General features: G+C 57.8%; 21 protein-coding genes. 5 read left to right on the top strand and 16 right to left on the bottom strand.

Features of this window, described 5'->3' with window-relative positions:
* From ugpE to livK, 8 genes are all read right to left on the bottom strand, one after another.
* Nucleotides 1-846 (bottom strand): sn-glycerol-3-phosphate ABC transporter permease UgpE, encoded by an 846-nt coding sequence (gene ugpE, locus UTM25_RS20790; protein WP_194401647.1) that lies wholly within the window; start codon nucleotides 844-846, stop codon nucleotides 1-3.
* The gene (gene ugpA / locus UTM25_RS20785) at nucleotides 843-1730 is read right to left on the bottom strand and encodes a sn-glycerol-3-phosphate ABC transporter permease UgpA (RefSeq protein ID WP_023310026.1); all 888 of its coding nucleotides are present in this window, start codon (nucleotides 1728-1730) and stop codon (nucleotides 843-845) included. The genes ugpE and ugpA overlap by 4 nt, the downstream gene beginning before the upstream one ends.
* Nucleotides 1731-1850: 120 nt before the next feature.
* Nucleotides 1851-3167, bottom strand: a complete 1317-nt coding sequence (ugpB, locus tag UTM25_RS20780) for a sn-glycerol-3-phosphate ABC transporter substrate-binding protein UgpB (protein WP_320715281.1) — start codon at nucleotides 3165-3167, stop codon at nucleotides 1851-1853.
* A gap of 257 nt (nucleotides 3168-3424) precedes the next feature.
* Nucleotides 3425-4138, bottom strand: coding sequence for a high-affinity branched-chain amino acid ABC transporter ATP-binding protein LivF (gene livF / locus UTM25_RS20775; RefSeq protein ID WP_008500102.1), 714 nt, complete (start codon nucleotides 4136-4138; stop codon nucleotides 3425-3427).
* Nucleotide 4139: 1 nt separating this feature from the next.
* Entirely contained in the window at nucleotides 4140-4907 is a 768-nt protein-coding gene (livG, locus tag UTM25_RS20770; RefSeq protein WP_023310024.1) for a high-affinity branched-chain amino acid ABC transporter ATP-binding protein LivG, read from the bottom strand.
* Nucleotides 4904-6181, bottom strand: coding sequence for a high-affinity branched-chain amino acid ABC transporter permease LivM (locus UTM25_RS20765; protein ID WP_194401649.1), 1278 nt, complete (start codon nucleotides 6179-6181; stop codon nucleotides 4904-4906). The genes livG and UTM25_RS20765 overlap by 4 nt, the downstream gene beginning before the upstream one ends.
* On the bottom strand, nucleotides 6178-7104 hold the full coding sequence (gene livH, locus UTM25_RS20760) for a high-affinity branched-chain amino acid ABC transporter permease LivH (RefSeq protein WP_320715279.1): 927 nt from the start codon (nucleotides 7102-7104) through the stop codon (nucleotides 6178-6180). The genes UTM25_RS20765 and livH overlap by 4 nt, the downstream gene beginning before the upstream one ends.
* Before the next feature lie 46 nt (nucleotides 7105-7150).
* Nucleotides 7151-8260: a high-affinity branched-chain amino acid ABC transporter substrate-binding protein LivK gene (gene livK, locus UTM25_RS20755; protein ID WP_039264148.1), complete on the bottom strand. Its 1110-nt coding sequence runs from the start codon at nucleotides 8258-8260 to the stop codon at nucleotides 7151-7153.
* Between the two features lie 424 nt (nucleotides 8261-8684).
* On the opposite strand from livK, the gene panM reads away from it, so the two are divergent.
* Complete coding sequence (gene panM / locus UTM25_RS20750) at nucleotides 8685-9074, top strand: aspartate 1-decarboxylase autocleavage activator PanM (protein ID WP_023310021.1); 390 nt, start codon at nucleotides 8685-8687, stop codon at nucleotides 9072-9074.
* Nucleotides 9075-9164: 90 nt separating this feature from the next.
* On the opposite strand, the gene livJ is transcribed toward panM, so the two are convergent.
* The 6 genes from livJ to ftsY all read right to left on the bottom strand — a co-directional run bounded on the left by livJ (nucleotide 9165) and on the right by ftsY (nucleotide 16150).
* Nucleotides 9165-10265, bottom strand: coding sequence for a branched chain amino acid ABC transporter substrate-binding protein LivJ (gene livJ, locus UTM25_RS20745; protein ID WP_074147346.1), 1101 nt, complete (start codon nucleotides 10263-10265; stop codon nucleotides 9165-9167).
* A gap of 197 nt (nucleotides 10266-10462) precedes the next feature.
* On the bottom strand, nucleotides 10463-11728 hold the full coding sequence (locus tag UTM25_RS20740) for a 4-aminobutyrate--2-oxoglutarate transaminase (RefSeq protein ID WP_194401651.1): 1266 nt from the start codon (nucleotides 11726-11728) through the stop codon (nucleotides 10463-10465).
* Between the two features lie 136 nt (nucleotides 11729-11864).
* Nucleotides 11865-12722, bottom strand: a complete 858-nt coding sequence (gene rpoH, locus UTM25_RS20735) for an RNA polymerase sigma factor RpoH (protein ID WP_023310018.1) — start codon at nucleotides 12720-12722, stop codon at nucleotides 11865-11867.
* A gap of 251 nt (nucleotides 12723-12973) precedes the next feature.
* The gene (gene ftsX / locus UTM25_RS20730) at nucleotides 12974-14029 is read right to left on the bottom strand and encodes a permease-like cell division protein FtsX (protein WP_023334142.1); all 1056 of its coding nucleotides are present in this window, start codon (nucleotides 14027-14029) and stop codon (nucleotides 12974-12976) included.
* Entirely contained in the window at nucleotides 14016-14687 is a 672-nt protein-coding gene (gene ftsE, locus UTM25_RS20725) for a cell division ATP-binding protein FtsE (protein WP_023310016.1), read from the bottom strand. Before ftsE ends, ftsX begins: the two co-directional genes overlap by 14 nt.
* 2 nt (nucleotides 14688-14689) lie before the next feature.
* Nucleotides 14690-16150 (bottom strand): signal recognition particle-docking protein FtsY, encoded by a 1461-nt coding sequence (ftsY, locus tag UTM25_RS20720; RefSeq protein ID WP_194401652.1) that lies wholly within the window; start codon nucleotides 16148-16150, stop codon nucleotides 14690-14692.
* A 127-nt stretch (nucleotides 16151-16277) separates the two neighbouring features.
* Here ftsY and rsmD point away from each other — a divergent pair, with 127 nt between their 5' ends.
* Both rsmD and UTM25_RS20710 read left to right on the top strand, forming a co-directional pair.
* Nucleotides 16278-16880, top strand: a complete 603-nt coding sequence (gene rsmD, locus UTM25_RS20715; protein ID WP_194401653.1) for a 16S rRNA (guanine(966)-N(2))-methyltransferase — start codon at nucleotides 16278-16280, stop codon at nucleotides 16878-16880.
* Nucleotides 16864-17145 (top strand): DUF1145 family protein, encoded by a 282-nt coding sequence (locus UTM25_RS20710; protein ID WP_010436509.1) that lies wholly within the window; start codon nucleotides 16864-16866, stop codon nucleotides 17143-17145. The genes rsmD and UTM25_RS20710 overlap by 17 nt, the downstream gene beginning before the upstream one ends.
* A 95-nt stretch (nucleotides 17146-17240) precedes the next feature.
* Here the strand turns inward: UTM25_RS20710 and UTM25_RS20705 are convergent, their stop codons facing one another.
* The gene (locus tag UTM25_RS20705) at nucleotides 17241-17600 is read right to left on the bottom strand and encodes a DUF2500 domain-containing protein (RefSeq protein ID WP_047743106.1); all 360 of its coding nucleotides are present in this window, start codon (nucleotides 17598-17600) and stop codon (nucleotides 17241-17243) included.
* Between the two features lie 129 nt (nucleotides 17601-17729).
* On the opposite strand from UTM25_RS20705, the gene UTM25_RS20700 reads away from it, so the two are divergent.
* Together UTM25_RS20700 and zntA are read left to right on the top strand one after the other, a co-directional pair.
* A complete protein-coding gene (locus UTM25_RS20700) occupies nucleotides 17730-18356 on the top strand; it encodes a lysoplasmalogenase (protein ID WP_023310011.1) in 627 nt (208 codons plus the stop codon).
* A gap of 76 nt (nucleotides 18357-18432) precedes the next feature.
* Nucleotides 18433-20604 (top strand): Zn(II)/Cd(II)/Pb(II) translocating P-type ATPase ZntA, encoded by a 2172-nt coding sequence (zntA, locus tag UTM25_RS20695; protein WP_194401654.1) that lies wholly within the window; start codon nucleotides 18433-18435, stop codon nucleotides 20602-20604.
* A gap of 87 nt (nucleotides 20605-20691) precedes the next feature.
* Here the strand turns inward: zntA and ubiA are convergent, their stop codons facing one another.
* Nucleotides 20692-21561, bottom strand: coding sequence for a 4-hydroxybenzoate octaprenyltransferase (gene ubiA / locus UTM25_RS20690; protein WP_194401655.1), 870 nt, complete (start codon nucleotides 21559-21561; stop codon nucleotides 20692-20694).
* Between the last annotated feature and the right edge of the window lie 9 nt (nucleotides 21562-21570).

Here is a 21570-nt window from a genome sequence, read left to right as displayed (position 1 = left end):
TTATTTCTCGCTATCGACCAGGCCGCGGACAAACGCGCGCTGCATGGCTAAAACAATGACTACGGGTGGGATAAGGGTGAGCAGCATCGCCGCCATCACCTGGTTCCAGAGGGTGGTGCCTTCGCCGGTGGCGATCATGCCTTTGATGCCCGCCACGGCGGTGCCGAGGTTGACGTCCTGAATAATCAGCAGCGGCCACAGGTACTGGTTCCAGCCGTAGATAAAGGTGATCACAAACAGCGCCGCGAGGTTGGTTTTCGACAGCGGCAGCACGATGTCGCGGAAGAAGCGCATCGGCGACGCGCCGTCGATACGCGCCGCTTCAATCAGCTCGTCCGGCAGGGTCATAAAGAACTGGCGGAACAGGAAGGTGGCGGTCGCCGAGGCCATCAGCGGCAGGGTTAAGCCCGCGTAGCTGTCGAGCATCTTCAGGTTGGCAATCACCTCCACCGTCGGGAAGATACGCACCTCCACCGGCAGCATCAGGGTGATAAAAATCATCCAGAAGAAGAGGTTACGCAGCGGAAAGCGGAACCAGACGATGGCGAAGGCCGAAAGCATCGACACCGTAATTTTGCCGACCGTAATGCCAAACGCCATGATGAAGCTGTTGAGCATCATCAGCCAGAACGGCGCGCTGTTGGCGCCCACGCCCTGGGTCCAGATGGTCTTCATGTTTTCGAACAGATGTGTGCCTGGGATCAGCGTCATCGGCATGTCGAACACCGCTTTGGTGTCCAGCGTGGCGGCGACAAACGCCACGTACAGCGGGAAGAGGATGACGATAATCCCTAAAATCAGCATGGTATGGCTGAAAATCGTCAGCCCGCGACGGTTCTCAATCATTGGTAGCGCACCTTACTTTCGACATAGCGGAACTGCACCACCGTGAGGATGATGACGAGGAACATCAGTACGACCGACTGCGCGGCGGAGGCGGAGAGATCCAGACCGGCGAAGCCTTCGCGATAGATCTTATAGATAAGCGTCGTGGTCGCCTGCACCGGACCGCCTGCGGTCGCCGCGTCGATCACCGGGAAGGTGTCGAAGAAGGCGTATACGAGGTTAACCACCAGCAGGAAGAAACTCACCGGGGCGATCAGCGGCAGCGACAGCCTGAAGAAGCGACGAATGGGCCCTGCGCCGTCAATTGCCGCGGCTTCCACCAGCGAGCGCGGGATGGACTGCAGCGCGGCAAAGAAGAACAGGAAGTTGTAGCTGATCTGCTTCCACACCGAGGCGAACACCACCAGGAACATCGCCTGGCCGCTGTTCTGGGCATGGTTCCAGTCGTAGCCCAGTTCGGCCAGGAAGTGGGTAATCAATCCGCGCCCCGGGTTAAACAGGAAGATCCACAGCACGGCGGCGACGGCGGGAGCCACGGCGTAAGGCAGCAGCATCAGGGTTTGATAAATACGGCTGCCGCGCACCACGTAGTCCACCAGCGCGGCGAAAAACAGCGAGGCAACCAGACCGCTGACGGTCACCAGCGCGCTGAACTTCATCGTCGTCCAGAAGGAGTCCAGGTAGTAGCTGTCGTGGAACAGCGCAGTAAAGTTGTCCAGGCCAACAAACTGGCTGGAAAGCCCGAACGGGTCGACGCTTTGTACCGAGTACCACAGCGCTTCGCCCGCAGGCCAGATAAAGAAAATAACGGTGATGACCAGCTGCGGCGCGACCAGAAGATAGGGCAGCCAGCGGGAACGGAACACCGGACGGGATGATGACATTGAGATTTGGTTCCTGGCGATTTCTGTTTTCTCCCTCTCCCTGTGGGAGAGGGTTGGGGTGAGGGCATCAGGCCGCATTAATCCGTAGGCCCGGAACGCTGCGCGCCACCGGGCATTTTTTTACGATTTGGTCGACTGCTCAAAGCGGCGCAGCAGCTGATTTCCGCGCTCTACCGCAGAGTCCAGCGCCTGCTGTGGCGTTTTCTTCCCGCTCCACACGCTTTCCAGCTCCTCATCCACGATGGTGCGGATCTGCGGCATATTGCCCAGACGCAGGCCTTTGGTGAACGGCAACGGCGGCTTGTTCAGCATCTGACGCGTCGCGATGTCCGCGCCCGGGTTCTTGCTGTAGAAACCCTGCTCGCGGGTCAGGTCGTACGCGGCTTTGGTGATCGGCAGGTAGCCGGTCTTCTGGTGCCACTCGGCGGCGTTTTCAGGCTTGGCCAGGAAGTCGAGGAACTCGGCTACGCCTTTGTAGATGCCCTTGTCTTTACCCTGCATGACCCACAGGCTCGCCCCGCCGATGATGGCGTTCTGCGGCGCGCCCTTCACGTCAGCGTCGTACGGCATCATGCCCACGCCGTAGTTGAATTTGGCGTAGTGACGGATATCCGCCAGCGAGCCGGACGAGGCGGTGGTAATGGCGCAGTCGCCGTTGTAGAACTTCTCGGTGGATTCGTCTTTACGCCCGAAGTAGCTGAAATCGCCCTTCTTGTTCAGATCGGCAAGCAGCGCGATGTGCTTCACCTGCTCCGGCTTGTTGAACTCCAGTACCGCATCGGTGCCGTCGAAGCCGTTGTTTTTGGTCGCCACCGGCAGTCCGTGCCAGGCGCTGAAGTTTTCAATCTGGATCCAGCCCTGCCAGCCGCTGGCGTAGCCGCACTTCATCCCCGCCGCTTTCAGCTTCGCGGTGTACTCCGCCAGGTCCTGCCAGGTTTTTGGCGGCTGCTCCGGGTCTAAACCGGCTTTTTTGAAGGCGTCTTTGTTGTAGTAGAGCACCGGAGTAGAGCTGTTAAACGGCTGGGACAGCAGATGGCCGGTTTTGGAATCGGTGTAGTAACCCGCTACGGTCGGCACGAACTGCGACTCGTCGAAGTTGATGCCCGCTTCTTTGAACACTTCATAGACCGGCTTGATGGCTTTGGAAGCCATCATGGTGGCGGTACCCACTTCATAAACCTGCAACAGGGCCGGTGCGTTACCGGTACGGAAGGCGGCGATGCCCGCGCTCAGGCTCTGCTCGTAGTTGCCTTTGTACACCGGCACAATTTTGTAATCCGGATGGGTGTCGTTGAAACGCTGCGCCAGGGAGTCAACTTCTTTACCCAACTCCCCTTCCATGGAATGCCAGAACGGAATGGTGGTCACAGCCATTGCGTTCGTCGCAAAAGCCAGACCCAGTGCCAGACCCAAAGCTGTGTGTCGTAACGATGTCATTGTCATCTCTCTTATTGTGCCGGATGCGCGATATCACGCGTTTTATGCTCGCGAGGTAACATGACATGCTCGAATTACAGAAAAATAACTGTTTGTTTACAGATAAGTGACAGCCAGGCGTCAGGGGGATGATGGTTGTGTGAAGGGGGCTGGGGGTGTGGTTTGGGTGCGGTCTGGTGCCCTCACCCCAGCCCTCTCCCACAGGGAGAGGGAGAAAACATTAAAAAAGGCAACTTGCGTTGCCTTTTTGCTTTTACCTATCCGCCCAGATACGCGCTCCGCACCGCCTCGTTCGCCAGCAGCGCGTCGCCGGTATCCTCCAGCACCACGCGGCCGTTCTCCAGCACGTAGCCACGGTCGGCGAGCTTCAGCGCCTGGTTGGCGTTCTGCTCGACGAGGAAGATGGTCATCCCCTCTTTGCGCAGCTGTTCGATGGTGTCGAAGATTTGCTGAATGATGATCGGCGCCAGACCGAGCGACGGTTCGTCCAGCAGCAGCAGGCGCGGCTGGCTCATCAGCGCGCGGCCAATCGCCAGCATCTGCTGCTCACCGCCGGACATGGTGCCCGCACGCTGGATGCGGCGCTCCCACAGGCGCGGGAAGAGTTCATATACCCACTTGATGCGGGTCTGGTATTCATCACGGTGAGCGAAGAACCCGCCCATCGCCAGGTTCTCTTCCACCGTCATGCGGGAGAAGACGCGGCGCCCTTCCGGAACAATCGCCACCGCCTCGCGCATGATTCTGGCAGTCTGCCAGTCGGTAATGTCTTTACCATCGAATACAATCCGCCCGCTGGTGGCGCGCGGGTCGCCGCACAGGGTGCCGAGCAGCGTGGTTTTGCCCGCGCCGTTGGCGCCAATCAGGGTCACGATTTCCCCCTGATTGATATGCAGGCTGACGTCGTGCAGCGCCTGGATCTTGCCGTAGTGCGCGTTGACCTTGTCGAACGTTAACATCGCTTTTTCCATCTTATGCCTCACCAAGGTATGCGCGGATCACGTCCGGGTTGTTGCGGATCTCTTCCGGCGTGCCGTTTGCCAGCGGCGTGCCCTGGTTTACCACGTAGATACGGTCCGAAATGCCCATCACCAGCTTCATGTCGTGCTCAATCAGCAGGATGGTGGTGTCGTGACTATCGCGCAGCTCGGCAATCAGCTCGTCCAGCTCTTTGGTCTCTTTCGGGTTGAGCCCTGCCGCCGGTTCGTCGAGCATCAGGATTTCCGGCTGCGTCACCATGCAGCGCACGATTTCCAGGCGACGCTGGTCACCGTAGGCCAGGTTGCTCGCCTGACGGTTGGCGTGCTGCAGCAGGCCAATTCGGTCGAGCCAGGTGGCGGCGCGGTCAAGTGCTTCATCCTGCGCGCGGCGGAAGGCCGGGGTTTTAAGCAGGCCGGAGAACAGCCCGGTTTTCAGCTGCTGATGCTGTGCCACCAGCAGGTTCTCAATCACCGTCATCTCGCGGAACAGACGTACGTGCTGGAAGGTACGCACCACGCCCATGCGGGCAATCTGCTGGCCCGGCAGCCCCTCCAGGTGCTGATCGCGCAGCATGATGGTGCCGCCCGTTGGCTTGTAGAAGCCGGTCAGGCAGTTAAAGACCGTGGTTTTCCCCGCGCCGTTCGGACCAATCAGCGAGACAATCTCTTTCTTGTGCAGATCCAGATTCACGTTGTTGACCGCCAGCAGGCCGCCAAAACGCATCATCAGACCGTTAACGGATAATAATGGCTGACTCATGCCTGCTCTCCTTTCGCTTGCCCGTTCTTCAGCTTCAGCTGTGGACGGGTCATCGGCAGCAGACCCTGCGGACGCCAGATCATCATCAGCACCATCAAACCACCCAGCATCAGCATGCTGTATTCGTTAAAGTCGCGCATCAGCTCGCGCGAGACCACCAGCAGGATGGCCGCGAGGATAACGGCAAACTGCGAGCCCATCCCACCGAGCACCACAATTGCCAGCACAAAGGCGGATTCGGCAAAGGTGAACGATTCCGGGCTAACGAAGCCCTGACGAGCAGCAAACAGCGTTCCGGCGAAACCGGCAAACGCGGCGCTGATGGTGAACGCGGTCAGCTTGATGCGGGTCGGGTTCAGGCCCAGGGAGCGGCAGGCGATCTCATCTTCACGCAGCGCTTCCCACGCGCGGCCCAGCGGCATGCGCAGCAGACGGTTGATCACGAACAGGGTAATCACCACCAGCAGCAGCGCCACCAGATAGAGCCAGATCACGCGGTCGGACGGGTCATACTTCACGCCGAAGAAGTTGCTGAAGGTATCCCAGCCGCCTTCGCGGGCGGTGCGGCTGAACTCCAGGCCGAAGAAGGTCGGTTTCGGGATCTGGCTGATACCGTTCGGGCCTCCGGTCACTTCGGTGTTGTTGAGCAGCAGGATACGAACGATTTCGCCGAAGCCTAAGGTCACAATCGCCAGGTAGTCACCGCGCAGGCGCAGCACCGGGAAGCCAAGCAGGAAGCCTGCAGCGGCAGAGACCAGCCCTGCCAGCGGCAGGCAGGTCCAGAAGCCGAGACCGTAATAGTGGTTCAGCAGCGCGAAGGTATAGGCGCCGATGGCGTAGAAGCCGCCGTAGCCCAGCACCAGCAGGCCCGAGAGCCCCACGACCACGTTCAGACCGAGGCCGAGAATCACGTAGATCATGGTCAGAGTGGCAATATCCACGGTGCCGCGAGACACCACGAACGGCCACGCCACGGCAGCCACCAGCAGCGCCACGAGGAACAGCTTCTGCTTAACCGTAGAACCGTCGATTGCCGGCAGCACGAATTTCGGACCGGAGACGTTTCTCAGCGTCTTCTGGAACAGCGGACGCAGCAGCTGGAACAGGAACACCACGGCCGTACCGATAAATACCCACTGCCAGCGGATGTCAGCTGCGGTATCGACAACCAGTTTGGTGCCATTCAGCTCAAGCTGGACGCCCATAAAGACGCTGGCCAGCACGAAGAACATGGCGGCAGAGAGCAGCGCCATTGCAAAATGCATCGGTTTCATACTTTCTCTACCTCCGGACGGCCCAGAATACCGGTAGGCATCACCAGCAGAACCAGAATCAGCAGAGCAAACGACACCACGTCTTTATACTCCGTGCTCAGGTACGCCGAGGAGAGCGCTTCCGCCACGCCCAGGATCAGGCCGCCGATCATCGCGCCCGGAATACTGCCGATACCGCCCAGAACCGCCGCGGTGAAGGCTTTCATCCCGGCCATAAAGCCGATGTACGGGTTGATCACGCCGTAGAACTGGCCGAGCAGGACACCCGCCACCGCCGCCATCGCGGCGCCAATCACGAAGGTCAGGGCAATCACGCGGTCGGTGTTGATGCCGAGCAGGCTCGCCATCTTCAGGTCTTCCGCGCAGGCGCGGCAGGCGCGTCCCATACGCGAGTAGCGGATGAACAGCGTCAGGGCGAGCATCGCAATAAAGGTCACGACCCAGATAACCAGCTGCATGGTGGTGATAGAGGCCGCGAAGTTTTCGCTGGCCCCCACGATCCACTGGCCGTTAAACAGGATTGGCAGCGCCACGTCGCGCGAGCCTTCGGTCAGGCTGACGTAGTTTTGCAGGAAGATCGACATCCCGATCGCGGAAATCAGCGCAATCAAACGCTTGGAGCTGCGCACCGGCCGGTAGGCCACGCGCTCAATGCTCCAGCCGTAGGCGCTGGCAATCACGATCGCGCCGACAAACCCGGCGGCGACCAGCAGCCAGCTGCTGTCGATGCCCATCATCATCAGGGCGGCGATAATCATGAAAGAGACGTAGCTACCGATCATGTACACCTCGCCGTGGGCAAAGTTGATCATGCCGATAATGCCGTAAACCATCGTATAGCCGATGGCGATCAGCGCGTAGGTGCTTCCCAGCGTAACGCCGTTAAACATCTGCTGCAGGAAATAGAGAAACTGCTCGGACATATGCAAACCTTTTTATACCCGCCCGTCATGCCGGGCGGTGGGATAATTATTTGGCGGCCGAGGATGAACCGTCGGCGTGCCACTTAAAGACACCAAACTCAAATCCCTTCAGATCGCCTTTCTCATCCCAGTTCAGCGGCCCAATCACGGTGTTCGCCCCGTGCGCTTTTAAATCTTTAACCAGATCCAGCGGTTCTTTGCTGCCGGAGCGATCCAGCGCGGTGGCCAGAGACTGTACGGCCGCGTAGGTGATCCAGACGTACGGACCACTCGGATCTTTCTTCTGCGCCTTGAGCGCATCCACGATAGCCTTGTTGGCCGGATCCTGGTCATAGCGTTTTGGCATCGTCACCAGCATGCCTTCGGCAGAATCCCCCGCGATATTTGACAGGGAGGCATTGCCCACGCCCTCTGGCCCCATAAACTGGGTTTTCAAACCAGTGGCGCGCGCCTGACGCAGCATCTGTCCCATCTCCGGGTAATAGCCGCCGTAGTAAACGAAATCGATATTCTCTTTTTGCAGACGGGCAATCAGCGCGGAGAAGTCTTTCTCACCGGCGGTAATGCCGTCGAAGAAGACGATGTTCGCGCCGCCTTTTTTCAGACCGTCCTGCACGGAGCGCGCCAGGCCTTCGCCGTACTGCTGTTTGTCATGAATAATGGCAATGCGCTGTGGCTTAACGGTCTCGAGGATGTATTTGGCGGCGGTGGGGCCCTGCGAGGAGTCCAGACCGGCGGTACGCATAATGTGCTGGTAGCCGCGCTGGGTCAGTTCAGGGTTCGTTGCGCCAGGGGTGATCATCAGAATGCCTTCGTCTTCGTAGATATCAGACGCCGGCTGCGTGGAGGATGAGCACAGGTGGCCGATCACATACTGAATACCGTCGTTGACGATTTTGTTGGCGACCGCGACGGCCTGTTTAGGATCGCAGGCGTCGTCATATTCCACGCCCACCAGCTTGTCGCCTTTGATGCCGCCCTTAGCGTTGATGTCTTTGATGGCCTGGCGCGCGCCGTTGAACTCCATGTCACCCCACTGGGCAACAGGGCCGGACATCGCCCCCACTACCGCAACCTTAATGTCGTCTGCCATAGCGGCATGCGAGATCGACAGTGCGACCATCCCCGCGATTAACGTCTTCGCGTTCCTTTTCATCTCTGAATCCCCATTCGTGATGTCGTGTTTATATTTTGTTTTATTATGGTTAAAAAGCATTCTGTACTTTTAATGAACAACGCTATTTTTACCAGTGCCTTTAATGGTTTAGCGCAGGTTTTTGTCAAAAACCAGACTAAAATCTCTATTTTTCAGGCGATTAAGCAAAGATAATATTCTGAAATCAGGCAGAGATAAACAAATAAAAGTGCAGTTTGCAGCATAAAATAACGGCACAAAGCGCCGAATAAATCACTACCAATCAGGTTAAAATTCTGCTTATTTTTCGATCCATGTGTTTTCAAACTGCCCATCGCGTTGCCAAAAAACTAATCACCTGGTTAATGAGAATAAAAAGAGGAAGCCGCTGGGTGAATAAATTGAGTACACTGCCCCTACTCAATCTGATTTGGACAAGTGGCTAATGAAACTGACTATCGTGCGTCTGGTGACCTTTAGCGACCAGGATCATATCGACCTGGGCAAGATCTGGCCGGAATATTCCCCTTCGTCTCTACGCGTTGATGAGACCCACCGCATTTATGCCGCGCGTTTTAACGAACGCCTGCTGGCTGCGGTTCGCGTAACCCTGAGCGGTACAGAGGGAGCGCTGGACTCGCTGCGCGTTCGTGACGTCACCCGTCGTCGCGGTGTGGGACAGTATTTAATTGAAGAAGTGATCCGCGAAAACCCGAGCGTGACCTCATGGTGGATGGCTGACGTGGGCGTGGAAGACCGCGGCGTGATGGCGGCGTTTATGCAGGCGTTAGGGTTTACGGCGCAGGAGAGCGGGTGGGAAAAGCGCCAGGGCTGATTTGTGCTGCCTGATGCCCTCACCCCGGCCCTCTCCCACGGGGAGAGGGAGAAAACATTAAAAAAGGCAACTTACGTTGCCTTTTTGCTTTTATTTTGCGTCTGTCGCCGTACCGTTAGCATGCCAGTCAAACACGCCGAACTCGAAGCCCTTCAGGTCACCCTTCGCGTCCCAGGAGAGTGGCCCCATGACGGTCTGGACCGTGTTTGCTTTCAGCCAGGTGGCAATCTCAGCCGGATCGGCTGACTGGTTCAGGCCCGCCTGCAGAGACTGCAGCGCCGCGTAGGTGGTCCAGACGAACGCGCCGCTTGGATCCTGTTTCTTCGCCTTGATGGCATCTACGATAGGTTTGTTCGCAGGGACCTGGTCGTAGTTCTTCGGTTTGGTTACCAGCAGGCCTTCGGCTGATTCACCCGCAATATTAGACAGGGAAACGTTCGCTACGCCTTCCGGCCCCATAAACTGGGTTTTCAGGCCCGCAGCGCGCGCCTGGCGCAGGATCTGGCCCATTTCCGGGTGGTAGCCACCATAGTAAACGAAATCAATATTCTCTTTCTTCAGACGCGCTACCAGGGTGGAGAAGTCTTTCTCACCGGCGGTGATCCCGTCGAAGAACACCACGTCGGCATTCGCTTTCTTGAGGTTATCCTGCACTGAACGCGCCAGACCTTCACCGTACTGCTGCTTGTCATGAACGATGGCAATGCGCTTCGGCTTCACTTTTTCAACGATGTATTTCGCCGCGGTTGGGCCCTGGTCAGAGTCCAGGCCGGTGGTGCGCAGGGTCAGCTTGTAGCCGCGCGCGGTCAGCTCTGGTGCGGTCGCTGCCGGGGTGATCATCAGAATACCTTCGTCTTCGTAGATGTCAGACGCTGGCTGAGTAGAGGAAGAGCACAGGTGACCAATAACGTATTTGATCCCGTCGTTCACCACTTTGTTCGCGACCGCGACCGCTTGTTTCGGGTCACAGGCATCATCATATTTTACGATCTGCAGTTTTTCGCCTTTGATACCGCCCTTAGCATTAATGTCTGCAACCGCCTGTTCAGCGCCGGTAAATTCCTGGTCGCCGTACTGTGCTACCGGACCGGACATTGCGCCAACTACAGCCACCTTGATGTCTGCCTGTGCCATGGTGCTGAATGCCAACGCGATACATCCTGCCAGTAACGCTTTACCCTTCATGTTCATCCTGAGATTCCCCATTATTATGGTTATTACGATTGTTGTGATGTTGTTGTGCAGCGCTTTATGTCAGTTATAGGTGTGCTGTCCGCGCTTTTTCAGCATACTCTGCTAAAACATACCCGATTTTTATGATTTTGGAATAGCTAATTTGAAATGAATATATGATAAGCCCGGCAGGGATTTTCGCCGGGCATATGGCTTTAACGTGTCAGCGACGCGGAGATAATGTCCAGCGCTTTACGGAATTGCGCTTCAGGAATAGTCAGCGGGTAGAGGAAACGAATGACGTTGCCGTAGACGCCGCAGCTCAGCAGCAGCAGCCCTTCCTGCAACGCGCGCTCCTGCACCTGGCGGGTAAATTCCGGCGAAGGCTGCCCCGTTTGCGGGTCGTTAAACTCCACCGCCACCATCGAGCCCTGCGCGCGAATGTCAGCGATATACGGGCAGCGTTCCTTCGCCTTATTCAGCACTTCCACCAGGTGGTGGCCAAGATGCGCCGAGCGCGTGCAGAGATCCTCTTCATCAATCACGTCGAGCACGGCATGTGCCGCCGCAATCGCCAGCGGGTTTCCGGCGTAGGTACCGCCCAGCCCGCCAGGCGCGGGTGCGTCCATCACCTCCGCACGGCCAGAAACCGCCGAAAGCGGCATCCCGCCCGCCAGGCTTTTCGCCATGGTGATCAGATCGGGCTTAACGCAGTGGTGTTCCATCGAGAACAGCTTGCCGGTACGGGCAAAGCCGCTTTGCACCTCGTCGGCAATCAGCAAAATACCGTGGGTGTCGCACAGGGCGCGCAGCGCCTGCATAAAATCAGCTGGCGCAATGTTGAAACCGCCCTCTCCCTGAACCGGTTCGAGAATAATGGCCGCGACCTGGTCGGGTGCGATATCCGCTTTAAAGATGCGTTCCAGGCTTTTCAACGCTTCCGCCGTGCTGACGCCGTGCAGTTCATTCGGATACTGCGCGTGATACACCGAACCGGGGAACGGGCCAAAGCCGATCTTGTACGGCGCAACTTTGCCGGTCAGCGCCATGGTCATAAAAGTGCGGCCGTGGAACGCGCCGCCAAAGGTGATAAGGCCAGGACGTTTGGTGTACGCCCGGGCAATTTTGACCGCGTTTTCGACCGCCTCTGCCCCCGTGGAGAAGAACGCGGTTTTGGCCGGACCGTCAACGGGCACGCGCTGGTTGATGCGCTCGGCAAGCGCCACATAGCCTTCGTACGGCACAATCTGGTACGCCGTATGGGTAAACGCGTGGAGCTGTTTTTCAATAGCGGAAATGACTTTTGGATGGCGATGGCCGGTATTCAGCACCGCGATCCCGGCGGCGAAGTCGATGTACTCGTTGCCTTCCACGTCCCACACCGTGGCGTTTTCAGCTTTATCGGCATAGAAGTTACACATCACGCCGATGCCGCGCGGCGTCGCCTGTAAACGCCGGTCGTTCAGTTCGTTATTTTTCACCCTGTCCCCCTGAGAAAGTCGCCTGCTTAGCGCATCAGTAAGTGTTTGCCAGGGGGAGGGAATTCGCCAGAGCGGGCGCTAAAAAAACAAAACCCCCGGACTTTCATCCAGGGGTTCTCGGTGTACTTCGCGAAAATTACGCTTCGATAGCGGCGCGAAGTTTTTTCATGGCGTTCTTTTCAAGCTGACGGACACGTTCCGCAGAAACGCCGTAGCGGTCGGCCAGCTCCTGCAGCGTGGACTTGTTGTCTTCGTCCAGCCAGCGGGCGCGGATAATATCCTGGCTACGCTCGTCGAGGCCTTCCATCGCATGGGTCAGCTTGTTCGCGGCCTGATCTTCCCAGTTATCCTCTTCGATGCCGTCAGCAAAGTTAGAGGTTTTATCCTGCAGATACAGAACCGGCGCCATCGGCTGGCTGTCAGATGCGTCGTCGTCGGAGGACATATCAAAGGTCATGTCCTGCGCGGCCATACGGGATTCCATCTCACGCACGTCTTTGCTGGTTACGCCCAGCTCGCGCGCCACCATTTCCACTTCATCCTGGTTGAACCAGCCCAGACGCTGCTTGGCTTTACGCAGGTTGAAGAACAGTTTGCGTTGCGCTTTTGTCGTGGCGACTTTCACGATACGCCAGTTGCGCAGCACGTATTCATGAATTTCTGCTTTGATCCAGTGCACAGCGAAGGAGACGAGTCGCACACCCACTTCCGGGTTAAAGCGACGCACAGCCTTCATCAGGCCGATGTTACCTTCCTGAATCAAGTCCGCCTGCGGCAGGCCATAGCCCGCATAGTTACGAGCAATGTGAACAACAAAGCGCAGGTGAGACAGGATCAGCTTTTTCGCTGCTTCCAGATCGCCCTGGTAATGCAGCTTTTCAGCAAGCTCCTTTTCTTCCTCGGCCGTTAACATCGGCCAGGTGTTCGCAGCCCGGATATAAGATTCCAGGTTACCAACAGGGGCTAAAGCTAAAGTTTGCATTTCTTTGGTCATTCATTCCTCTCAATGTTTCTTCTGGTCCAGGTTGTCCCCGTCAGGCAACAACCATGCCAAAGCGTTTGAGCAACGAGATTAGCATTCACTCTTTTATCAGACAGTGATTTTATCCACAAGTTCCAGGTGCAACGGTGAATAAATTACGCACAAATTGTGACATGAAGATGATAACAGGGGAAGCGACAACAAGGACGCTTTCCCTGCAGAGCGAACTTATCGGTGCAGGGAAAGATTATATCACGCTTTTATTAGTCGGGAGTAAAGTGACGTAAATGTTGAACGGTTGCCAGCCAGGCTGCCACCCACCCAATCATCGAACAAACCAGCAGCAGCAACAGGCACTCATCGAAGCCTAAGCCACTGATATCAAACTTCGTTCCGAAAACCTGCGCCACTTCAGTCACGGCGGAAGAAAGCCGCATCACCAAAATTTCTGACAATATCAGTGAAAGAAATGCGCCAGAAAAACCGAGCAGTGCGCCACCGTAAAGGAACGGTCGGAGGATGAAACCATCCGTTGCACCAATCAGTTTCTGCACGTTAATGGTATCGCGACGGGCGAAAATGCTCAGGCGCACGCTGTTACCGATGACGAGGAAGACCGCCGCCACCATCAGCACGCCAATCATCGCCGCGACGCGTCCGACCAGCCCGGTCAGGGCAGAGAGACGCGCAAACCAGCTGTCGTCCATGCGCACTTCATCAATGCCCTTAATGCGCGTGATGCGATCGCGCAGGGTGTTAAGCGAATCGGTCCCCTGGAAATCCAGCTTCGGGATCACCACCGCAACGGCGGGCAGCGGGTTCTCTTCGAGCATATCCAGCGCGCCGCCAAAGCCAGACCAGTTACGGAACTCGCCCAGCGCGTCTTCACGTGATAGATAGTTGACCTTCTCCACGCCCTGCTCGGCCTGGATTTGCCCAACCACCTGCGCCGCGGCGTTATCGTCGAGCGCTTTATCCATATAGACCGTGATCTGCGGGGACGGATAATACTGCGAAGCCGCCTGGTTGACGTTTTTATAGACCATATAGCAGACGCTTGGCAGCGTCAGGGAGATGGCAATTACCATCACCGTCAGGAACGTCGCCAGCGGTTTGCTTTTCAGGTCCTGCAGCGCGCCGTGGAAGGCGTAGCGCACCTGCTCGTTAAACACGTTGGTTTTACGGGAGGCCGGTTTTGGCGCGGCCTTCTGGCGCTTCGGCGCATTACGATTGCCGTCACCACCGCCCTGCGGCTTACGGAAACGGTCAAACCGGTTCCCGAACTGCCGAATCTGGTTCATTGCATCACGCTTGTTCACCGTGGCCTCCGTGCAAATGCCCGTCGCTCAGGGTCAGCATGCGGTACGAACGACGGGAAATGAGCCCGATGTCGTGCGTCGCCATCAATACCGTGACCCCTACGCGGTTGAATTCCTCAAACAGACGCAAAATCCCTTCGGACAGGGCATCGTCCAGGTTACCGGTCGGTTCGTCCGCCAGCAGTACGGCAGGCTTGTTCACCACCGCGCGGGCGATGCCCACGCGCTGCTGTTCACCGCCGGACAGCTGGATCGGGAAGTTCTTCGCTTTGTCCAGCAGCCCGACCTTATCCAGCGCCGCAGAAACGCGACGGCGGATATCGTCATAGCTGGCGCCGGCAATAATCAGCGGAATGGCCACGTTATCGAAAACGGTGCGATCCATCAGCAGGTGGTGATCCTGGAAAATCATGCCGATCTGACGACGCAGGAACGGCACTTCGCGGTTTTTCAGGCGGCTGATCTCATGACCGCCGAAAAAGATTTTCCCGGCGCTTGGCCGCTCGATCCCACAGATAAGCTTGAGCAGGGTACTTTTCCCCGCGCCGGAATGGCCGGTCAGGAATGCCATCTCGCCCGGCTGCAGGTGGAATGTCACCCCCTGCAGCGCTTGTCTCCCACCGAGATAGGCCTTGCTGACGTGTTCAAAGCGAATCATTGTTAGTCCTCTCGGGCAAATAATGCCTCAATAAAGTCGTCCGCTTTAAACGGACGCAAATCCTCAATACGCTCGCCCACACCGATGTAGCGGATAGGAATGCCGAACTGATCGGCCACGGAGAAGATCACCCCGCCTTTCGCGGTGCCGTCCAGCTTGGTCAGCGCGATCCCGGTCAGTCCTACCGCTTCAGTGAACAGCTTCGCCTGGCTGATGGCGTTCTGTCCGGTGCTGGCATCAATGGTCAGCATAATTTCATGCGGCGCGTCTTCGTCCAGCTTCTTCATGACGCGGACGATTTTCTTCAACTCTTCCATCAGGTGCGATTTGTTCTGCAAACGCCCTGCGGTATCGGCAATCAGCACGTCCACGTTGCGCGCCTTCGCCGCCTGGATGGCATCGAAGATCACGGACGCGGAATCCGCGCCGGTATGCTGGGCAATCACCGGAATGTTGTTGCGCTGGCCCCAAACCTGCAGCTGCTCAACCGCCGCCGCACGGAAGGTATCCCCCGCCGCCAGCATCACCGATTTGCCCTGCTGCTCGAATTGACGCGCCAGCTTGCCGATGGTGGTGGTTTTACCCACGCCGTTCACGCCAACCATCAGAATAACAAATGGCGTTTTGCCTTCAATATTAAGCGGTTCGTCAACTTTTGCGAGAATTTCACCCATCTCGTCTTTCAGCAGGCCGTACAGCGCTTCGGCGTCGCGCAGCTGTTTGCGGCTCGCCCCTTCGGTCAGGTTGGCGATGATCTTACGGGTGGTTTCCACGCCAACGTCCGCAATCAGCAGCTGTTCTTCCAGCTCTTCAAAGAGATCGTCGTCGATCTTTTTGCCGCGGAACAGACTGATAAATCCGGAACCTAAGTTTTCTTTGGTTTTGAGCAGGCTGCGCTTCAGGCGCGCGAAGAAACCTTCTTTGGTCGGTTTTTCCTGCTCCTGGACGATCTCTTCTTCGGCCTGCTCTTCTACCGGCACGACGATGACCGCTTCTTCCGCGGCTTGTGCTGCCAGCGCCTGAGCTTCCAGCTCTTCGTCGGTCAGCTCTGACTCGAGTACCGCTTCTTCTTCCACCGCCTCAACAATTTCAACGGTTTCCGCTTCCGCCTGCCACTCTTCGGCAGACACCTCTTCGGCTTTCACCTCTTCCGGCAGCGGCAGCTCTTCATGTTCGATAACGGCCTGTGGCGCTTCGGTAATGTCCTCAACGATAATCGGTTCTGGCTTCTCGCTCTCCTGAACCTGTTCCGTGACTTCAACCACCTCTTGTGCAAAGGATTCAATCTCTTCTTTGCTGTGCGCTGTCTCTTCCGCGTCGACAACCGCGGCGGTTTCTACAGGCGTTTCAGGCTGTGACTGCTCTTCAACGGCTTTTTGCTCTTCGGTTTTCTGTTCTGTTTCTTGCTCTTTTTCACCGAAGCCCAGCCAGGAAAAGAAGCCACGTTTTTTTTGTTTTGCCATCTGCGACTACACTCCTCGCGGCGCTATATACATGGAAGCTAAAAAAATGATGAAATAGTCTAACACTTTACTTAATTGACATCACCGCCCGCAATCGCAGGCCAATTGTTAACAGAGCTTTCCTGAGATGAAGAAACCCAACCGTGCCCCGGCCGGTCAAATTCGTATTATCGGCGGTCAGTGGCGAGGCCGGAAATTACTGGTGCCGGACAGCCCCGGTTTACGCCCTACTACCGACCGCGTGCGCGAGACGCTGTTTAACTGGCTGGCCCCGTCAATGGTAGACGCCCACTGCCTGGACTGCTTCGCCGGAAGCGGGGCGCTGGGGCTTGAAGCGCTGTCGCGCTATGCCGCCAGCGCCACGCTGCTGGAGATGGAGCGCGGCGTTGCGCAGACGCTGCAGCAAAATCTGGCGACGCTAAAGGCGAGCAACGCCAAAGTTGTGAACACCAACACGCTGAGTTTTCTTGCGCAGAAAGGCACGCCGCATAACGTGGTGTTTGTCGATCCGCCGTTCCGCAAGGGGCTGCTGGAAGAGACGTTATCCCTGCTGGAGCAAAACGGCTGGCTGGCGGATGACGCGCTAATTTACGTTGAAAGCGAAGTGGAAAACGGTTTACCGCCGGTTCCCGCCCACTGGGATCTGCACCGCGAAAAGGTCGCTGGTCAGGTGGCCTATCGTCTTTATCACCGTCTGGCACAAGGAGGCTCCGATGCCGGTACTGATTAACCTGGGACGTTTGCTGATGCTGGGCGTCTGGGCATTTTTGATTTTAAATCTGGTGCACCCGTTCCCGCGCCCGATGAATATTTTCGTTAACGTCGCGCTGATTTTCACGTCGTTCATGCACGCCCTGCAGATGGTGATGCTGAAAAACGGTCTGCCGAAAGACGGCCCGCAGATGACGGGCTGGCAGCAGCTGCGCGTGTTTATTTTCGGCGTGTTTGAGCTGCTGGTATGGATGAAGAAGTTTAAGGCGCAGGTGAAGAAGTAAGGTGCGGCCTGATGCCCTCACCCTAACCCTCTCCCACAGGGAGAGGGAACGATTACACCCTCTCCCCTTGGGAGAGGGCCGGGGTGAGGGGAAAATTACCGCTCCGGTTCAAACCCTTCAAACCGCGACCCTTTGTAGCTCAACGTCCCTTTCTCCCCCACCGTCAGCTGATGGTACTGCTGCGCCTCCAGGCGGAAGGTTATCTCCAGGCCGCCCGCTTCCGGCCTAAAGCTCGCTTCATAGCGCATTGCTGTGCCCGCAGGCGTCACCTGCTGCTGGCGCGAGCGTCGGTCGTTGAGTGGTTTCTCGCGTTTGTTGGTCACCTCCACGCGCTTTTGCATCAGCGGCGCGGCATCGTTATCCGCCTTCTCGCGGCGCTGCTGCACGAAACGGAACGAGGCGGCAATGACGATAATCGCCACCACGATAATGAAAAAAAGCGGCATCTTGCTCATTCGACAATCCCATCAGATTTTGCGGAATTCAGGATACCTTGCCTCCCCCGCCATTGCCAAACGCCCGCCCGCGTCACTACACTGGATCAGAAACTGATTATTCAGACTTAACAGATACAGGGAGTTAATATGCTTTGGTCATTTATCGCTGTCTGTTTTTCCGCATGGCTTTATGTCGATGCGTCGTACCGCGGTCCTACCTGGCAGCGCTGGTTGTTTAAACCGGTCACGCTGTTGCTCCTGCTGCTGCTGGCCTGGCAAGCGCCGATGTTTAACGCCGTCAGCTATCTGGTGCTCGCCGGGCTGTGTGCATCCCTGATAGGCGATGCCTTAACCCTGCTGCCGCGCCAGCGCCTGCTCTACGCCGTTGGGGCGTTCTTCCTGTCTCATCTGCTCTATACCATCTACTTTGCCAGCCAGATGACGCTCTCCTTCTTCTGGCCGCTGCCGCTGGTGCTGCTGGTGATTGGCGCGCTGCTGATTGCGGTGATCTGGTCACGTCTGGAAGAGATGCGTTTGCCGGTCTGTACCTTTATCGCAATGACGCTGGTGATGGTGTGGCTGGCGGGCGAGCTGTGGTTCTTCCGTCCGACCGCTCCGGCGATGTCCGCGTTCTTCGGCGCCGCGCTGCTGCTGATCGGGAATATCGTGTGGCTGGGCAGCCACTATCGCCGCCGCTTCCGGGCGGATAACGCGATAGCCTCCGCCTGTTACTTTGCCGGGCATTTCCTGATTGTGCGTTCGCTGTATATCTAAATAGCGCTTGACTCTGGAGTCGACTCCAGAGTGTATGCTGCGGTTAATGAGAAAATTATCATTGCCGGAGACTGCCATGTCGACTCCAGAAATACCTAAAAAAGTTCCTCAATTCTCGGCACTTAAGCTCAGCCCGGCTCCGTCGAAAGACGACTGCTGCTGCGAAGGCGCGTGCGAAACGCCAACTCAACCCCTTCCTGAAAGCGGGAACCGCTTCAGCTGGGTCGTCAACGGCATGGACTGCGCGGCCTGCGCCCGCAAGGTGGAAAACGCCGTCAAGCAGGTGCCGGGCGTGAGCCACGTTCAGGTGCTGTTTGCCACCGAAAAGCTGCTGGTCAGCGCCGATATCGACGTCAGCAAACAGGTTGAAGCCGCCGTCAGCAAGGCGGGCTATACCCTGCGCAGCGAAACGGCGCCCGTTGAAAAAGCCTCCTCACTGAAAGAAAACCTGCCGCTCATTACCCTCATCATCATGATGGCCCTGAGCTGGGGTCTGGAGCAGATTAACCATCCGTTCGGCAATCTGGCGTTTATCGCCACCACGCTGGTCGGGCTGTTCCCGATTGCCCGTCAGGCGCTGCGCCTGATGAAAAGCGGCAGTTGGTTTGCAATCGAAACGCTGATGAGCGTGGCGGCAATCGGCGCGCTGTTCATTGGCGCGACGGCAGAAGCGGCGATGGTGCTGCTGCTGTTCTTAATAGGCGAACGCCTTGAGGGCTGGGCGGCGAGCCGGGCGCGTAAAGGGGTCAGCGCGCTGATGGCGCTGAAGCCGGAAACCGCCACTCGCGTGATAAACGGCACGCGTGAAACGGTCGCCATCACTACGCTGCGCCCGGGCGACGTGATTGAGGTGGCCGCAGGGGGGCGTCTGCCCGCAGACGGCGCGCTGCTTGCCGCCACCGCGAGCTTTGATGAAAGCGCCCTGACCGGGGAATCCATTCCGGTAGAGCGTGCCGCGGGTGAAAAAGTGCCTGCTGGTGCCACCAGCGTCGACCGTCTGGTGCAGCTCACCGTGCTTTCAGAGCCGGGCGACAGCGCCATCGACCGTATCCTTAAGCTGATTGAAGAGGCAGAGGAACGCCGCGCGCCGGTCGAACGCTTTATCGATCGCTTCAGCCGGATTTATACCCCTGCCATCATGCTGGTTGCCCTGCTGGTCACCGTCGTCCCGCCGCTGTTATTTGGCGCGCCGTGGGAGGGCTGGATTTATAAAGGGCTGACGCTGCTGCTGATTGGCTGCCCGTGCGCGCTGGTGATTTCCACCCCGGCTGCGATTACCTCAGGTCTGGCGGCGGCGGCGCGTCGCGGCGCGCTGATTAAGGGCGGCGCGGCGCTGGAGCAGCTGAGCCAGGTTCAGCATATCGCCTTCGATAAAACCGGTACGTTAACCGTGGGTAAGCCGCAGGTGACCGGCGTGTATCCGCAGGACATCAGTGCAGATGAACTGCTGACCCTGGCCGCCGCCGTTGAGCAGGGGTCCACTCACCCGCTGGCGCAGGCGATTGTGCGAGAAGCACAGTCGCGCGGGCTGGACATCCCTCCGGCAACCGCCCAGCGGGCGCTGGTCGGGTCAGGGATTGAGGCCATCGTTGACGGTAAAAAGGTACTGATTGTCACGGCGGGCAAGTCTTCTAATCCAGAGGTTGAGGCGTTAGAACAGACCGGACAAACCGTCGTGACCGTTATGCAGGACGGCGTCGCGAAAGGGATGCTGGCACTGCGCGATACCCTGCGCGATGACGCCAAAGACGCCGTGGCGGCGCTGCACAAGCTGGGCGTGCAGGGCGTTATTCTTACCGGCGATAACCCTCGCGCGGCGGCAGCGATTGCCGGTGAGCTGGGGCTGGAGTTTAAAGCCGGACTGTTGCCTGCGGATAAGGTCAGCGCCGTGACGGCGCTGAACGCTCGCGCGCCGCTGGCGATGGTCGGTGACGGGATTAACGATGCCCCGGCGATGAAAGCGTCTACCATCGGTATAGCGATGGGCAGCGGCACCGACGTGGCGCTGGAAACGGCCGACGCGGCATTGACGCACAACCGCCTGACCGGGCTGGCGCAGATGATTAGCCTGGCGCGCGCGACGCGGGCCAACATCCGTCAAAACATCGGCATTGCGCTCGGGCTGAAAGGAATTTTCCTCGTGACGACCCTGCTCGGCATGACCGGATTGTGGCTGGCGGTGCTGGCGGATACCGGGGCAACGGTACTGGTGACGGCGAACGCGCTTCGGCTGCTGCGTCGCCGATAAAAAAAGCCCGGTGGCGCTAACGCTTACCGGGCCTCCATGTCCTGCTAACTCGTAGGTCGGGTAAGGCGAAGCCGCCACCCGACTTTTTTATAAGAAATAGCTCATCGCCAGGCCTAAAAAAAGCACCAGACCGACGTAGTTATTGTTCATAAACGCTTTAAAACAGGCGTCACGTTCACGCCTGGCGATCAACTTCTGCTGATAAGCAAACAGCAGTCCCGCCACCAGCACGGACCAGTAAAACTCCCAGTTCAGCCCGTTCAGGCGACCGATCGCAACCATCAGCGCCAGTACCGCGACCTGCAGGAGACCGATAATCAGCTTGTCCTGACGACCAAAGAGGATGGCGGTGGATTTGATGCCAATCTTCAGGTCATCGTCGCGGTCTACCATCGCGTATTGCGTGTCATACGCCACGGTCCAGAGAATGTTCGCCAGGAACATCAGCCAGCAGCTGAGCGGTAAGGACTCACCAACCGCCGCAAACGCCATCGGAATCGACCAGCCAAACGCCGCGCCCAGCACCACCTGAGGCAGGTGGGTATAGCGCTTCATAAACGGATAAACCCAGGCTAACGCCAGCGCCGCAACGGAAAGCAGAATGGTCATGGTGTTAAGGGTTAACACCAGCAGGAAAGAGAGCAGCACCAGAACAATGAACAGCACGCGGGCTTCTTTCCCGGTGACCTGCCCGCTGGGTAACGGACGACCGGCAGTACGCTTAACATGACCGTCGAATTTACGATCGGCATAGTCATTCACCACGCAGCCCGCCGCGCGCATCAGCCAGACGCCGGCAACGAACACGGCCAGGATCCACAGCGGCGGCACGCCCGGCGTGGCGAGCCACAGCGCCCACAGGGTCGGCCACAGCAGCAGTAACGCGCCAATGGGTTTATCGGTACGCATTAAGCGGTGATACGCCAACAGCTTATTCTGCGTCAGGCTCCACTCCATTTTTTCTTC

Origin of the sequence: Enterobacter sp. 61D5 (genome assembly GCF_034107965.1) — a bacterium.
GTDB classification, from domain to species: Bacteria; Pseudomonadota; Gammaproteobacteria; order Enterobacterales; family Enterobacteriaceae; genus Enterobacter; species Enterobacter cloacae_M.
The sequence above is the reverse complement of the archived record's forward strand: the minus strand, read 5'-3'. Positions and strand labels throughout refer to the sequence as shown.

Bases quoted from the DNA above. Each gene is read 5' to 3' on its own strand.
- ugpE (WP_194401647.1), bottom strand. From the start codon at position 846: ATGATTGAGAACCGTCGCGGGCTGACGATTTTCAGCCATACCATGCTG.
- ugpA (WP_023310026.1), bottom strand. From the start codon at position 1,730: ATGTCATCATCCCGTCCGGTGTTCCGTTCCCGCTGGCTGCCCTATCTT.
- ugpB (WP_320715281.1), bottom strand. From the start codon at position 3,167: ATGACATCGTTACGACACACAGCTTTGGGTCTGGCACTGGGTCTGGCT.
- livF (WP_008500102.1), bottom strand. From the start codon at position 4,138: ATGGAAAAAGCGATGTTAACGTTCGACAAGGTCAACGCGCACTACGGC.
- livG (WP_023310024.1), bottom strand. From the start codon at position 4,907: ATGAGTCAGCCATTATTATCCGTTAACGGTCTGATGATGCGTTTTGGC.
- UTM25_RS20765 (WP_194401649.1), bottom strand. From the start codon at position 6,181: ATGAAACCGATGCATTTTGCAATGGCGCTGCTCTCTGCCGCCATGTTC.
- livH (WP_320715279.1), bottom strand. From the start codon at position 7,104: ATGTCCGAGCAGTTTCTCTATTTCCTGCAGCAGATGTTTAACGGCGTT.
- livK (WP_039264148.1), bottom strand. From the start codon at position 8,260: ATGAAAAGGAACGCGAAGACGTTAATCGCGGGGATGGTCGCACTGTCG.
- panM (WP_023310021.1), top strand. From the start codon at position 8,685: ATGAAACTGACTATCGTGCGTCTGGTGACCTTTAGCGACCAGGATCAT.
- livJ (WP_074147346.1), bottom strand. From the start codon at position 10,265: ATGAACATGAAGGGTAAAGCGTTACTGGCAGGATGTATCGCGTTGGCA.
- rpoH (WP_023310018.1), bottom strand. From the start codon at position 12,722: ATGACCAAAGAAATGCAAACTTTAGCTTTAGCCCCTGTTGGTAACCTG.
- ftsE (WP_023310016.1), bottom strand. From the start codon at position 14,687: ATGATTCGCTTTGAACACGTCAGCAAGGCCTATCTCGGTGGGAGACAA.
- ftsY (WP_194401652.1), bottom strand. From the start codon at position 16,150: ATGGCAAAACAAAAAAAACGTGGCTTCTTTTCCTGGCTGGGCTTCGGT.
- rsmD (WP_194401653.1), top strand. From the start codon at position 16,278: ATGAAGAAACCCAACCGTGCCCCGGCCGGTCAAATTCGTATTATCGGC.
- UTM25_RS20710 (WP_010436509.1), top strand. From the start codon at position 16,864: ATGCCGGTACTGATTAACCTGGGACGTTTGCTGATGCTGGGCGTCTGG.
- UTM25_RS20705 (WP_047743106.1), bottom strand. From the start codon at position 17,600: ATGAGCAAGATGCCGCTTTTTTTCATTATCGTGGTGGCGATTATCGTC.
- UTM25_RS20700 (WP_023310011.1), top strand. From the start codon at position 17,730: ATGCTTTGGTCATTTATCGCTGTCTGTTTTTCCGCATGGCTTTATGTC.
- zntA (WP_194401654.1), top strand. From the start codon at position 18,433: ATGTCGACTCCAGAAATACCTAAAAAAGTTCCTCAATTCTCGGCACTT.
- ubiA (WP_194401655.1), bottom strand. From the start codon at position 21,561: ATGGAGTGGAGCCTGACGCAGAATAAGCTGTTGGCGTATCACCGCTTA.